The sequence below is a fragment of the Rhizobium sp. KDH_Rht_773_N genome (genome assembly GCF_052946295.1).
This window is the reverse complement of sequence record NZ_CM129525.1, coordinates 2,924,498-2,938,648: the sequence shown is the minus strand read 5'-3', so window position 1 is coordinate 2,938,648 and position 14,151 is coordinate 2,924,498. Positions and strand designations below refer to the sequence as shown.

The window sequence follows — 14,151 nt, the reverse complement described above, 5'->3', positions numbered from 1 at the left end:
TCGCAAGCCCTCATTAATGAAGCCTTTTCGCAAGTACCGAACTAGTTACTAGGTGAACTGTTCGTTACGACTGCCTCCTTTTCGCTCAGTATTCTTTTGCCGAACAAACGCTTCAATCAATGATTGTGCCTTGGCGGATTGCTGGCGATCTGCCGGAAATCGGCTGCCCCTTCGATGACCGCACCGTCGGAAAGCTGCGTCACCGTCTTGCGGTAGATGCGCTGCCACGGCGTCGCATCGGCGGGCACCGGCGGGATTCCCTCGGCCTTGCGCCGTTCGATCTCGGCCTCGTCGACCAGCATGTCACAGCGGCCCTTGTTGAAGTCGATGCGGATGATGTCGCCGGTCCTCAGCCACGCAAGCCCGCCGCCGGCTGCACTTTCCGGCGAGGCATTGAGGATCGAAGGACTGTCCGACGTGCCGGACTGGCGCCCGTCGCCGATCGTCGGCAGGCTGTTGATGCCGCGCTTCAGGATGTGGTCCGGCGGCTGCATGTTGACGACTTCTGCCGAGCCCGGCCAGCCGAGCGGGCCGGCGCCGCGGATGGCGAGGATCGTGTTTTCGTCGATACCGAGCTGCGGATCGTTGATGCGCTTGTGATAATCTTCCGAACCGTCGAACACGACGGCCTTGCCTTCGAACACGCCTTCGCGGCCCGGCTCCTGCAGGTAGCGCTTGCGGAAATCCTCCGACACGACGCTCATCTTCATGATGGCGAAATCGAAGAGATTGCCCTTCAGAACGAGGAAGCCCGCACGCTCCTTCAGAGGCTCGTCATAGGGCCTGATGACGTCGCGGTCGCGTGCTTCACGCCCTTTGAGGTTTTCCCGCATGGTCTTGCCGGTGACGGTGCGACAGTCGCCGTTGAGCTTGCCGGCCTGCAGCAATTCCCACATGACGGCAGGCGTGCCGCCGGCACGGTGGAACTTCTCGCCGAGATAGGCGCCCGCCGGCTGCACATTGGCGAGCAGCGGAATGTCGAAACCATGCACCTGCCAGTCTTCCGGATACAGCTCGACGCCGGCATGTTTCGCCATGGCGGCAAGATGCGGCTGGGCGTTGGTCGAGCCGCCAATCGCCGAATTGGTCTTGATGGCATTGAGGAAGGCCTCGCGCGTCAAGATATCCGACGGCTTCAGGTCTTCGAGCACGATCTCCACGGCGCGACGGCCGGTGCGATAGGCCATCTGGCCGCGCTCGCGATAGGCGGCCGGAATATTGCCGCAGCCCGTCAGCGACAGGCCGAGCGCCTCGGCGAGCGCATTCATCGTCGAGGCCGTGCCCATCGTGTTGCAATGGCCGACGGAAGGGGCCGAATCGAGCGCCGTCTGCAGGAATTCCTCTTCGTCGATCTCGCCTGCCGCAAGCTTCCGCCGCGACTGCCAGATCGCCATGCCGGAGCCGGCGAGTTTTCCTTCATGCCAGCCGTCGAGCATCGGCCCGCCCGACAGGACGATTGCGGGAATATCGACCGTCGAGGCCGCCATGATCGCAGACGGCGTGGTCTTGTCGCAGCCGGTCGTCAGCACGACGCCGTCAAGCGGATAGCCGTAGAGGATTTCAACGAGACCGAGATAGGCAAGATTGCGGTCGAGGGCCGCCGTCGGGCGCTTGCAATTCTCGAAGATCGGATGGGTCGGAAATTCGATCGGGATACCGCCCGCGTCGCGGATGCCGTCGCGCACGCGCTTGGCCAGTTCGATATGGACGCGGTTGCAGGGCGTCAGGTCGCTGCCGCTCTGGGCAATGCCGATGATCGGCTTGCCGGACCGCAGCTCCTCCGGCGTCACGCCATAGTTCATGAAGCGCTCCAGATAGAGGGCCGTCATGTCGATATGATCGGGATTGTCGAACCAGTCCTGCGAACGCAGGCGGCGCTTGGCGGTCTTGCTGTCGGTCATTTTCGTCCTCCCGGCCGGGCATTCCTGCCGTCTTTCGATGCGTGCATCACCCGGCCCTCCCGAACTGTTGCCTGCCTTTGATAACCCCCTCGCATCAGCATGCAACCGTTTTGATGAACGTAACGCATTTTTGTCGCATGCCCGAAAACGAAACGGGCGAGGACCGAAGTCCCCGCCCGATTTACCCGACAAAGGAGAGATTACTCCGCAGCGACCTTCATATGGTCGTCCTCGTCCTGCGGATGGTTGTCGTTGTGCTGGATGAGCGGACGGTTGCCCGTCATCCGGCGCAGGAGCACGTAGAATACCGGCGTCATGAAGATGCCGAAGAAGGTGACGCCGATCATGCCCGAAAAGACGGCGATACCCATGGCGGCGCGCATTTCGGCACCCGCACCCGTCGAGGTGACGAGCGGCACGACGCCCATGATGAAGGCCATCGAGGTCATCAGGATCGGGCGCAGGCGCAGGCGGCTGGCCTCGATCGCGGCTTCACGCGGCGTCCTGCCTTCGAACTCCAGTTCGCGGGCAAATTCCACGATCAGGATCGCGTTCTTGGCCGATAGGCCGACAAGGACGACGAGGCCGATCTGCGTGAAGATGTTGTTGTCTCCACCGGTGAGCCAGACGCCGGTCAAGGCGGCCAGAACACCCATCGGCACGATCATGATGATCGCCAGCGGCAGCGTCAGGCTCTCGTACTGGGCGGCAAGTACCAGGAAGACGAGCAGCAGGGCCAGCGGGAAGACGACGACGCTGGAGTTGCCGGCCAGGATCTGCTGGTAGGTCAGGTCCGTCCACTCGAAGTCGATGCCGGCCGGCAGCGTCTCATGCAGGATCTTCTCGATCGCCGCCTGGGCCTGGCCGGAGGAGAAGCCCGGAGCCGGACCGCCGTTGATATCGGCAGCCAGGAAGCCGTTGTAACGGTTCGCACGTTCCGGACCGGTGCTGGCATCCACCTTCAGGAGAGCCGCGAGCGGGATCATCTGGCCGGATGCCGAGCGAACCTTCAACTGGCCGATATCTTCCGGCTGGGCGCGGAACTTGGCATCGGCCTGCACACGGACGCTGTAGGTGCGGCCGAAAGCGTTGAAGTCGTTCACATAGAGCGAGCCGAGATAGATCTGCAGCGTCTGGAAGACGTCCGTGACGGAAACCCCGAGCTGCTCGGCCTTGGCGCGGTCGAGATCGGCATAGAGCTGCGGCACGTTGATCTGGAAGCTGGAGAACAGGCCGGCCAGTTCAGGCGTCTGATAGGCCTTGGCAAGCACGGCCTTGGTGGCTTCGTCGAGCGCCTGGTTGCCCAGGCCCGCACGGTCCTCGATCTGCAGCTTGAAACCGCCCGTCGTGCCGAGACCGTTGACCGGCGGCGGCGGGAACATGGCGATGAAGGCATCCTGGATGGCGCCGAACTTCTGGTTCAGGGCCATGGCGATCGCCCCGCCCGAAAGATCAGGCGTCTTGCGCTCCTCGAAATCCTTCAGCGTCACGAAGACGATGCCGGCATTCGACGAGTTGGTGAAGCCGTTGATCGACAGGCCGGGGAAGGCGATCGCGTTGGCAACGCCCGGCTGCTTCAGGGCGATGTCGGTCATGCGCTTGATGACGTCTTCCGTACGGTCGAGGCTGGCGGCATCCGGCAGCTGGGCAAAGCCGATCAGATACTGCTTGTCCTGCGACGGCACGAAGCCGCCGGGAACCGTATTGAAGATATTGTATGTCGCGCCGACCAGCACAAGGTAGATCACCATGACGATGCTCTTGCGCGATACGAGACCGCCCACACCCTTGCCGTAATAGTTCGAGCCGGCACCGAAGACGCGGTTGAAGCCGCGGAAGAACCAGCCGAAGATCGCGTCCATGAACCGCGTCAGCCAGTCCTTCGGCGCGTGATGGCCCTTCAGCAGAAGAGCGGCAAGCGCCGGCGACAGCGTCAGCGAGTTGAAGGCCGAGATCACCGTCGAGATGGCGATCGTCAGGGCGAACTGGCGGTAGAACTGGCCCGACAGGCCGGAGATGAAGGCGAGCGGCACGAAGACCGCGACAAGCACCAGCGCGATCGCGATGATCGGTCCGGACACTTCCTTCATGGCCTTGTAGGTCGCCTGGCGCGGGCTGAGCCCGGCCTCGATGTTGCGTTCGACGTTTTCGACGACGACGATCGCGTCATCCACGACGATACCGATCGCCAGAACAAGGCCGAAAAGGCTGAGCGCGTTGATCGAGAAGCCGAAGACATACATGACCGCGAACGTGCCGATGATGGATACCGGCACGGCGATCAGCGGGATGATCGAAGCACGCCATGTCTGCAGGAACAGGATGACGACGAGAACGACGAGCGCGATGGCTTCAAGCAGCGTGTCGATGACCTTCTCGATCGAGGCGCGCACGAACTTCGTCGTATCGTAGACGATCTCGTATTTCACGCCTGTCGGCATGGCCTGCTGCAGGTCGTCCATGGTGGCGCGGACATTGTCGGCGATCTCGATCGCGTTCGAGCCCGGCGCCTGGAGGACGGCGACGGCGACCGCCGGCTTGCCGTCGAGCAGCGAGCGCAGCGTATAGTCGGCCGCACCGAGCTCGATCCGGGCAACGTCGCGCAGGCGGGTGATCTCGCCGTTGGCGCCCGTCTTGACGATGATGTTGCCGAACTCCTCCGGTGTGCGCAGACGGCCCTGGGCGTTCACGTTGAGCTGAAGATCGACGCCCGGCTGGCTGGGAGAGGCACCGATGATGCCGGCTGCAGCCTGGACGTTCTGCGAGCTGATCGCATTGCTGATGTCGCTGGCGGCAAGATTGTGCTCGGCAGCCTTCTGCGGATCGATCCACACGCGCATCGAATAGTCGCCGGCACCGAAAACCTGCACCTGGCCGACGCCGGCGATGCGGGCGAGCCGGTCCTTGACGTTCAAGGTCGCATAGTTGCGCAGATAGGTGATGTCATGGCTCTCCCCGTCGGAGACGAGGTTGACGACCATGATGAAGTCCGGCGAGCTCTTGACCGTGGTGATGCCGAGCGCACGCACTTCCGCCGGCAGGCGCGGCTCGGCCTGCGACACGCGGTTCTGCACGAGCTGCTGGGCCTTGTCCGGATCGGTGCCGAGCTTGAAGGTGACGGTGACGTTGAGAACGCCGTCCGACGTCGCCTGGCTGGACATGTAGAGCATGCCCTCGACGCCGTTGATCTGCTCTTCGAGCGGCGTCGCCACCGTTTCGGCAATGACGGTCGGGTTTGCGCCGGGATAGGTGGCGCGCACGACGATCGACGGCGGCACGACCTCGGGATATTCCGAGATCGGCAGCGCCCGGAGGCCGATCAGGCCGGCGACCACGATGAGGACCGAAAGAACACCGGCAAAGACCGGGCGGTCGACAAAGAATCTGGATATGTTCATTTTAAAGCCCTCTCCGGGGTGAACATGGATGCAAAGTCCTCTCCGGCTGCCCGAGGGCCTGCCGGCAGGTCATTTCATGTCGGGTTGGCGGCCTCCCGCCCGAGGGAAGGAGGCTGGATTTTACTGAGCGGTCGCGACCTTCTCTTCCATCTGCGGTGCGACCACCGCGCCCGGACGGATGCGCTGCAGACCGTTGACGACGATCTTGTCGCCGACGTTCAGGCCGCCTTCGACCACGCGCTGGCCGTCGAACAGGGAACCGAGCTGGATCTGCCGGTAGTTGACCTTGTTCTCATCGTCGACGACGAAGACGAACTTTTTGTCCTGGTCGGTGCCGACGGCGCGGTCGCTGATGACGATCTTGTTCTCGGCCTTCGGCTGGCCCATGCGCACGCGCACGAACTGGCCGGGGATCAGCTTGCCGCCGGGATTGTCGAAGACCGCCCGCACCGCAATCGTGCCGCTGGCAGCATCCACCTCGTTATCGACGAGCTGCAGCTTGCCCTTGATCGGCGTGCCGTCGTCGGCGAGCGTGCCGATCTCGACCGGGATCTGCTCGACAGCCGGCAGTGCCGCGTCGGTTGCCGGAAGCTGCGAAAGCGCCTTCGTGACCATTTCTTCGCTTGCGTTGAAGCTTGCGTAGATCGGATCGACGGAGACCAGCGTCGTCAGTTCCGGCGAGGCCGAACCGGCCGCGACAATGTTGCCGACCGTCACCTCGATCTTGCCGATGCGGCCGGAAACCGGAGCACGCACCTGCGTATAGTCGAGATCGAGCTGAGCGGACTGCAGGGCTGCCTGTGCCGAACGCAGGCTCGCCTGGGCTTCGGCCAACGTGCTCTGGCGCTGGTCGAGATCGCTCTGCGAAATCGTCCGGTTGTCCGAGAGACGGCGGCCGCGGTCGAGTTCGGTCTGCGCCAGGCTGACCTTGGCTTCGGCCGAAGCGACCTGGCCCTGCGCCTGAGAAACAGCCGCCTGATAGGGAGCCGGATCGATGGAGAAGAGCAGGTCGCCCTGCTTCACCAGCGCGCCTTCACGGAAATGCACCGACTGGATGGCGCCGCCGACGCGGGGGCGGATCTGCACGCGGTCGATGGCTTCCAGGCGACCGGAGAAATTCTCCCAGTTCGTCACGTCGCGGCTGGCGACGACGGCAACTGTCACCGGCACGGCCGGAGGCTGCGCAGGTTCGGAGGCAGCCGTGGCAGTTGCGCTCATCGGCAGTTCGAAAAAGATGGCCGCAGCCGAAACGGACGCAGCGAGGCCTAGGCCGGCGCCCACAAGGGCCCAGCGCTTATTTTTGGACGTCATTGGTACTCTCCTTGCGGCCCAAACGGCCGTAAAAATCAGTTCGTCGTCAATGCAATTGTGGCTGAACGCTCACATCCTGAAGGAAGTCCCCGAAATGGCGGCTGACGTTGTCCTGCCAGATCGAAGTTCCCTCAGATTTTCCGCCATAAATGGAAGGCCAGCCTGTCCCGGCGGGAAGAACATGCTGGCGCACGCCAACGCCTGCCTTCTTCAGGCGAGCGGCGTAACCGAGGGTCTCGTCATGCAGCGGATCGTCCTCCGCCGTAAAAATCAGTGCGGGTGCAACACCCGAAATCCGCGAGCAAAGGCAGGGCGCAGCATAGGGATGGCAACCGCCGCCGCTCAGATAGTGGCTCCAGCCCTCCGTCCAGCGCTGGCGCATGCCGATCTTGTCCGCCTTGCGGATCGAGGATGTACCCATGAAAGGATCGAGAAGCGGAGAAAGCAGGATCTGGCCGTCCAGCGCATCCGGCATCTGGTCGCGTGCTTTCAGCGCAACGCCGGCAGCGACATTGCCACCCGCCTCTTCCCCGGCGACGAACAGCAGCGACTTGCGATCGCCAAGGCCGGCCTTCTTGAGGGCAAGGTAGGAAAAGATCGAGAAGGACACTTCAAGCGCCTTCGGAAAGACATTGCCGGAGAGCGTGCTGTAGTCGGCGGAAACCACGATCGCACCAGCCCTCGCAAGGCTCGCCGCAATCGGGCGATCGGCGTTCGGGTCGCTGTCGAGGAAGGCTCCGCCATGCAGGTAGAGAACGATCGGCGGGCCTTTGCCAAAATCGGCCCCCATATAGACACGCGCAGAAACGGGGCCAGCGGCCACCTTTTCCAGCACCATGTCCTTAATTTCGGGCACCATCGTCTCTATCTCTTCGCTGCCTGGCATAGGGACAGACAACGCCTGTCTCTTGCATTTTGCGCCAAAAAGATATTGTTATTCAAATCGGGGAATAAGAAGCGATATCGCGATAACACTATTCCGAATCCTGAACAATGTTGCAACGCAAACTGCGGAAGTGAACCGATGGATCAACTCTCGGCAATGCGTGTCTTCATCCGCGTGGTGGAGACGGGCAATTTCACCCGCGCCGCCGACATGCTCGCCATGCCCAAGGCGACGGTGACAAATCTTATCCAGGGGCTGGAGGCGCATCTGCGCACCAAGCTCCTCAACCGAACCACGCGCCGCGTCATGGTGACGACGGATGGCGCCCTCTATTACGAACGCGCAGCGCAGATCATTTCCGAACTGGAGGAGCTGGACGGCAGCCTTTCGAATTCCCAAAGCCTGCCGACGGGACGGCTGCGCGTCGAGATGGCAGGCGCCTTTGCCGATTCCATTGTCGTGCCGGCGCTTTGTGATTTCTACCAGCGCTATCCGGATATCCGCATCGACCTTGGCGTTGGTGACCGCACAGTCGATTATCTCGCCGAAAATGTCGACTGCGCCTTGCGCGCCGGCACGCCGGCCGACCAGTCGCTGATCGCCAGGCGCGTCTCGGAGATCGAAATGATCACCTGCGCCGCCCCCCTTTACGTGGAGAAATTCGGCCTGCCGCAGCGGCCCGAAGAGCTTGAAACGGAACATTATTCCGTCAACTATTTCCGCGCCCAGAACAATCGCACCGTGCCTTTCGAGTTCCGCAAGGGCAATGAGATCATCGAGGTCAGTCCGCGCTACATCGTCTCCGTCAACGACAGCCGTACCTATATGACGGCAGCGCTTACCGGCCTCGGCCTCGCCCAGATCCCGATCTTCATGGCGCGCGAGCCCTTGGCGAAGGGCGAACTGGTCCAGACTCTGACGGAATGGACGCGCGAATCGCTGCCGCTTTACGTCGTCTACCCGCCGAACAGGCACCTCAGCAACAAGGTTCGGGTCTTCGTCGACTGGCTGGTGAAACTGCTGGCGGACGCCAAGCTCAACGCCCGCTGAAAGCCCAAAGAAAGCGGCCCGCGATGGGAGGGATAACCGTCACGGGCCTTAATCTGATGTCTGAAACTGGAGGCCTGTCGCACCGCAGGAAAGGCGCGGCAGGCCCTGGAGTGGAGGTCGGGAGGCTGGCGGCAACTTGCCGTCCGCCTCCGTCCAATCTGATATAGGTGCGCTTAGCCGGATAGTAAGGGGCAGCACGCCGAGACACCGTTCACAATTTTGCGACAGGCGGTTATTTCCCGACAACGGGCTTCAGCAGGTCCTCGATGCCGATGCGGCGGAAGAGTTCGGCCCGGACGCGGTCGGCAACGCCGTTGACGATTTCCGCACCATCCTGCGACGGATCGATATGGGTGCGGAACGGCCGCTTGCCGAACGGCATGTTCACCACTTCGACAATGGCTGTCGCGACGGAAGCGGCATCCGCATCGGCGGGTTCGAGCGAAGCAAGCCCCTTGAGCGCCTGTTCCGGCAACCCCTTGTAGGGACCCTCGTTATATTCGGCGGCGCGGGCCGTGTCTGCAGGCGAGCCGGAATGGGCGAAGTGGTTCGTGCCCTTGGTGAAGGCGCCTGGAACGATGATCGCGGTTTCGATGCCCCAGCGGGTCAGCTCGCTGGCATAGGAGACGGCAAGCGAATCCATCGCGGCCTTGGCAGCGAAATAGGGGGCGAGATACGGAGGCGTGCCGCCGCGGGTGCTCGAGGACGAAACCCACACGACCAGGCCCCTGCCCTGCTTCCTCAGATGTGGCAGCACCGCGCGATTGACGCGCTGCGTCGAAAGCACGTTGATATCGAAAAGCTCCGCATATTGCTGCGGCGTGAAGGCTTCCGCCGGACCGAAGGACATATGGCCGGCATTGTGGATGATCGTATCGATATGGCCCTCGGCGGCGATCACCTTGGCGATGCCTGTTTCGACGGAGGCATCGGAAGCGACATCCAGTTCGACCGCCTTCAGATCGACGCCGTTTTCCCTGGAGAAGGCGTCGACGGCCTCGACCTGCGGCTTGTTGCGGCCTTCGGTTTCGCGCATCGAGGCGTAGACGATGTGGCCGGCCCTGGCGAGCGCGCGGGCGGTAAGAGCGCCGAAACCGCTGGAAGCGCCGGTGATGACGATGACTTGTTTGCTCATGGTCCTGTTCCTTCTGTTCGTGCAGGTGGCTGTTCGATCGGGGTTGATTGAAAGGATGCGAGAAAAGAGCGTGGCGGCACTCAGGCCGCCACGGCGAAAGCATCAGGCCATGCCGCCATTGGCGCGCAGCACCTGGCCGTTGATCCAGGCGCCATCGGGGCCGGCGAGGAAGGCGACGACACCGGCAATATCCTCGGGCGTGCCGAGACGCTCGAGCGGGTTGGCCTTGGCGAGGCGGTCGATCAGCTCATCGGACTTGCCGTTGAGGAAGAGATCGGTGCCTGTCGGACCGGGGGCGACCGTGTTGACGGTGATCTGGCGGCCGCGCATTTCCTTGGAAAGGATCGCGCCCATCGTCTCCACGGCGGCTTTCGTCGCGGCATAGACGCTGTAGCTTTCCGGCTTCAGACCGACGACCGAGCTTGAGAAGTTGATGACCCGGCCGCCGTCACGCAAGCGTTTGGCGGCCTCGCGCAGCGTGTTGAACGTGCCCTTCAGGTTGACGCCGATCTGGCGGTCGAAGCTCGCATCATCGACGTCGGCAAGGCGCGACAGCAGCATGATGCCGGCATTGTTGACCAGCACGTCGACGCCGCCGAAGGCAGCCTCTGCCGCATCGAACATGCGGCGCACGGCCTCCGCATCGGCAACGTCACCCTGCGCCGTCAGCGCCTTGCCGCCGGCCTTCTCGATCTTCTGGGCCAGTTCTTCGGCGAGCGCCGCGTTGCCGGCATAATTGATGACGACGGTAAAGCCGTCCTTTGCGAGGCGTTCGGCGATCGCAGCACCGATGCCGCGGGAAGCGCCGGTAACGAGAGCGACCTTGTTTTGATTGGCAGACATTTCCTTCTCCTTTGCGTCGGCGCCGCAGCGCCCTTTCGATGAGGAGAAGATGTCCCTTTCCACTTTGCGGATAATCAGCCATTATCCGGCATCACTATCCGGCAAATGCGAACAAACTAAATGGACAGATTCGATGCCATGCGGGTCTTCTCCCGCGTCGTGGAGCGCCGCAGCTTCACGCTTGCCGCCGAAGATACCGGCCTGCCGCGCTCGACGGTGACGGATGCGGTCAAGCAGCTGGAGGCGCGCCTCGGCGTGCGCCTGCTCCAGCGCACGACACGCCATGTCAGCCCGACACTCGACGGCGAGGCCTATTATCAGCGCTGCCTGTCGATCCTCGCCGATATCGAGGATGCCGAAGGCGCCTTCGCCGGCACCAAGCCGAAGGGGCTGCTGCGGGTTGACGTGCACGGCACGCTTGCCCGCCATTTCGTGCTGCCGAGCCTGCCGTCCTTTCTGGAGACCTACCCCGACATCGAATTCTACATGAGCGAGGGCGACCGGCTGGTGGATCTGGTGCGCGAGGGCATCGACTGCGTGCTGCGCGTCGGCACCCCGCAGGACAGCGACATGGTCGCCAGACGGGTCGCCATGCTGGACGAAATCACCCTCGCCTCGCCCTCCTATATTGCCGCTTTCGGCAGCCCTGACCATCCGGACAGGCTCGGCGCGCATCGCATGGTGGGCTTCCGCGCAACCGGCAGTGCCGGCCCGCTGCCGCTGGAATTCATTGTCGACGGCAGTGTCCGCAACGTCACCATTCCCGCAACCGTCACGGTCAACGCCGCCGAAAGTTACATATCGGCCGCCCGCCTGGGTCTCGGCATGATCCAGATCCCGCGTTACCACGCCGAACAGGACCTGGCCGCCGGCACCCTCGTCGAGGTGCTCGCCGATTTCCCGCTGACGCAGACGCCGGTCTCGCTGCTCTACCCGCGCAACCGCCAGCTTTCGCCGCGCGTGCGGGTCTTCATCGACTGGCTGGTGAAGGTCTTTGCTCGACAAACAGCCGAAAACGCGCTTCACTCATATTAGCGATTTCGGAGGAACGGGCATGGCACTCAGCGATATCATCGTCTACCAGGCCGATGAAGGCTTCGTCGTCGAGTTCGGCAGTGAAGGCGAGGACAGGATCGCGGTCACGTTGCGCGAAGCCCCCGACCTCACCCACGACAATGCCATCGCCAAAGCCAAGGCATTGCTCGCTTCCGTATTCGAGCCCGTTCACGGCGACAGCGCCCGCAACAAGGATGCCGCCCTGCTCGAAGAGGAACTGAACGAAGGCCTGGAAGATTCCTTCCCGGCAAGCGATCCGGTCTCCGTCACCGTCTCGTCCATTCCGATGCGCGACCCCAACGCCGGTCACTAGACCTGCGTCAGGACGATATTGTCGACGCGCACCTCGCCGCGCACGACGCCACGTTCGGCTTCCGGGTGGTCGATCGCCCGAGAGGATGCTATCGACAATCTCCATGACGAACGATATGATCAATGGCGCTGTTGGCGCCGACCCGCTTGCCGGGGAAAGCCTGCGCCATTTCTTCGAACGCGATGCGATCGAGGTCGCCCGCGATCTGCTCGGCTGCCACCTTACGGTCAGCGGGTCGGGCGGGCGGATCACCGAGACGGAAGCCTATTATCCCGACGACGAGGCTTCCCACAGTTTCCGCGGCCCGACAAAGCGCAACGGGGCCATGTATGGCCGCCCCGGGAATGTCTATATCTACCGCATCTACGGCATGTACTGGTGCCTGAACTTCGTCTGCACGCCGGGCTCGGCCGTGCTGATCCGTGCGCTGGAGCCGGAAATCGGCCTGCAGGCGATGATGGAACGACGCGGCACCGATGTGCTGACACAGCTCTGCAGCGGCCCCGGCAAGCTCTGCCAGGCGCTCGGCATCAACATTTCCGTCAACGACCGCACTCTCGACCGGCCGCCCTACGCGCTCTCGCCTTCCTCGCCCCTGCCCGTCGTCTCTGGCAAGCGGATTGGCATTACGAAAAATGCCGAAGCGCCATGGCGCTTCGGCATTCAGGGATCGCGCTATCTGAGCAAGCCGTTCCGATAGGCCGGGTATGCGCCATCACTCCATGACGGCGCTGTGGTCCATGGCCGGCGCGGCCTTCGGCTTGCGCAGCAGCAGGACCAGCGGCATCACCGCAAGCGACATCAGCATCAGCAGCTTGAAATCGTCCATATAGGCGATGATCGTCGACTGCAGCGTGATGACGTCGTTGAGCGCCGCCCGGCCAACGGCGGTCAGCGGGCTGAGGCCCTGCGCCGCCGTCGCATCGAAGGCCCGGTTGAACGGCGTCACATAGGCGGCGATCGACTCGTGGTTGCTCTGCGTGTTCTCAACGATCAGCGCCGAAACGATCGAGATGCCGACCGAGGAGCCGATATTGCGCGACAGGTTGTAGAGGCCGGTTCCGTCGCCGCGCATCTGCGCCGGCAATGTCGCAAAGGCAATCGTCGTCAGCGGCACGAAGAGGAAGCCGAGGCCCGCCCCCTGGATGAAGCCGACCGACACGATGGTCCATTGCGACACGTCGGGCGTCCAGCCGGTCATGTCATACATCGCCCAGGCAGTCAGGCCGAGGCCGAGCAGCAGCAGCCAGCGCGTATCCACCTTGCCGATCAGCCGGCCGACGATGAACATGCAGAGCATGGTGCCAAGGCCGCGCGGCCCCATGACGATGCCCGCCGTGATGACCGGATAGCCCATCAGCGTCTGCAGATAGGGCGTCATCAGCGCCAGCGAAGCGAGATAGGTAATGCCGATCACGAAGATGAAGATCATGCTGACGGTGAAATTCTGGTCGAGGAAGAGCCGCGGATTGACGAAGGATTTTTCCGCCGTCAGCGTATGCACCAGAAGCAGGTAGAAGGCGGCCGCACAGATGATCGCTTCGATGACGATTTCACCTGACGAGAACCAGTCGAGCTGCTCGCCGCGGTCGAGGAAAAGCTGCAGCGCGGCGATGAACAGGCTCATCATCCCGAAGCCGAACCAGTCCAGTTTGGCGAGCGCATCCCTCTTCGTCTCCGAAACGAAGATGACGATGCCGGCAAAGGCGAGCGCGCCGATCGGCACGTTGATGTAGAAGACCCAGCGCCAGCTGATATTGTCCGTCAGCCAGCCGCCGATGACAGGCCCCAGAACCGGCCCGACCATGACCGAGACGCCGAATAAGGCCATGGCCGAGCCGCGCTCCTCGACCGTATAGATGTCGAGGAGAATGCCCTGGGAGAGCGGAACCAGCGAAGCGCCGAACAGGCCCTGCAGCAGGCGGAAAGCGACGATCTGCGGCAGCGATTGCGCGAGACCGCAAAGAACGGAGGCGACGACGAAGCCGACGATCGCCGTCAGGAGCACGCGCTTGCGGCCGAACTTGGCGGCAAGGAAGCCCGACGGCGGCGTCATGATGGCAGCCGCGACGATATAGGAGGTCAAGACCCAGTTGATCTGGTCGGCCGACGCCGAAACGCTGCCTTGGATATAGGGCAGCGCCACGTTGGCGATCGTCGTATCCAGCGCCTGCATGATGACGGCCAGGATGACGCAGGCCGTGATCGCGCCGCGATTGGCAACCGGGGTTGCCGGTGATGCGGGAGCATTGCTCATG

The 14,151-nt window shown here is 63.0% G+C and carries 11 protein-coding genes; 4 read left to right on the top strand and 7 right to left on the bottom strand.

Annotated elements, in window-relative coordinates:
• Positions 1-116 precede the first annotated feature (116 nt).
• From ACU8HS_RS14440 to ACU8HS_RS14425, 4 genes are all read right to left on the bottom strand, one after another.
• Entirely contained in the window at positions 117-1,901 is a 1,785-nt protein-coding gene (locus ACU8HS_RS14440; protein ID WP_112704682.1) for an IlvD/Edd family dehydratase, read from the bottom strand.
• Between the two features lie 200 nt (positions 1,902-2,101).
• Positions 2,102-5,299, bottom strand: a complete 3,198-nt coding sequence (locus tag ACU8HS_RS14435) for an efflux RND transporter permease subunit (RefSeq protein ID WP_112704683.1) — start codon at positions 5,297-5,299, stop codon at positions 2,102-2,104.
• Between the two features lie 120 nt (positions 5,300-5,419).
• Complete coding sequence (locus ACU8HS_RS14430; protein WP_112704684.1) at positions 5,420-6,610, bottom strand: efflux RND transporter periplasmic adaptor subunit; 1,191 nt, start codon at positions 6,608-6,610, stop codon at positions 5,420-5,422.
• Positions 6,611-6,656: 46 nt separating this feature from the next.
• The gene (locus ACU8HS_RS14425) at positions 6,657-7,469 is read right to left on the bottom strand and encodes an alpha/beta hydrolase (RefSeq protein WP_112562873.1); all 813 of its coding nucleotides are present in this window, start codon (positions 7,467-7,469) and stop codon (positions 6,657-6,659) included.
• Between the two features lie 165 nt (positions 7,470-7,634).
• Between ACU8HS_RS14425 and ACU8HS_RS14420 the strand changes: the two genes are divergently transcribed.
• Entirely contained in the window at positions 7,635-8,546 is a 912-nt protein-coding gene (locus tag ACU8HS_RS14420) for a LysR family transcriptional regulator (RefSeq protein WP_112562875.1), read from the top strand.
• A gap of 232 nt (positions 8,547-8,778) precedes the next feature.
• Here ACU8HS_RS14420 and ACU8HS_RS14415 read toward each other — a convergent pair whose 3' ends face one another.
• On the bottom strand, positions 8,779-9,681 hold the full coding sequence (locus tag ACU8HS_RS14415; protein WP_447014612.1) for an SDR family oxidoreductase: 903 nt from the start codon (positions 9,679-9,681) through the stop codon (positions 8,779-8,781).
• A 102-nt stretch (positions 9,682-9,783) separates the two neighbouring features.
• The gene (locus ACU8HS_RS14410) at positions 9,784-10,524 is read right to left on the bottom strand and encodes an SDR family oxidoreductase (RefSeq protein WP_447014611.1); all 741 of its coding nucleotides are present in this window, start codon (positions 10,522-10,524) and stop codon (positions 9,784-9,786) included.
• 120 nt (positions 10,525-10,644) lie between these two features.
• Here ACU8HS_RS14410 and ACU8HS_RS14405 point away from each other — a divergent pair, with 120 nt between their 5' ends.
• The 3 genes from ACU8HS_RS14405 to ACU8HS_RS14395 all read left to right on the top strand — a co-directional run bounded on the left by ACU8HS_RS14405 (position 10,645) and on the right by ACU8HS_RS14395 (position 12,593).
• Positions 10,645-11,559 (top strand): LysR family transcriptional regulator, encoded by a 915-nt coding sequence (locus ACU8HS_RS14405; RefSeq protein ID WP_112704688.1) that lies wholly within the window; start codon positions 10,645-10,647, stop codon positions 11,557-11,559.
• A gap of 19 nt (positions 11,560-11,578) precedes the next feature.
• Positions 11,579-11,893: a hypothetical protein gene (locus tag ACU8HS_RS14400; protein WP_112562881.1), complete on the top strand. Its 315-nt coding sequence runs from the start codon at positions 11,579-11,581 to the stop codon at positions 11,891-11,893.
• 85 nt (positions 11,894-11,978) lie between these two features.
• A complete protein-coding gene (locus ACU8HS_RS14395; protein ID WP_447014610.1) occupies positions 11,979-12,593 on the top strand; it encodes a DNA-3-methyladenine glycosylase in 615 nt (204 codons plus the stop codon).
• A gap of 15 nt (positions 12,594-12,608) precedes the next feature.
• Here ACU8HS_RS14395 and ACU8HS_RS14390 read toward each other — a convergent pair whose 3' ends face one another.
• Complete coding sequence (locus ACU8HS_RS14390) at positions 12,609-14,150, bottom strand: DHA2 family efflux MFS transporter permease subunit (protein ID WP_112562885.1); 1,542 nt, start codon at positions 14,148-14,150, stop codon at positions 12,609-12,611.
• Between the last annotated feature and the right edge of the window lies 1 nt (position 14,151).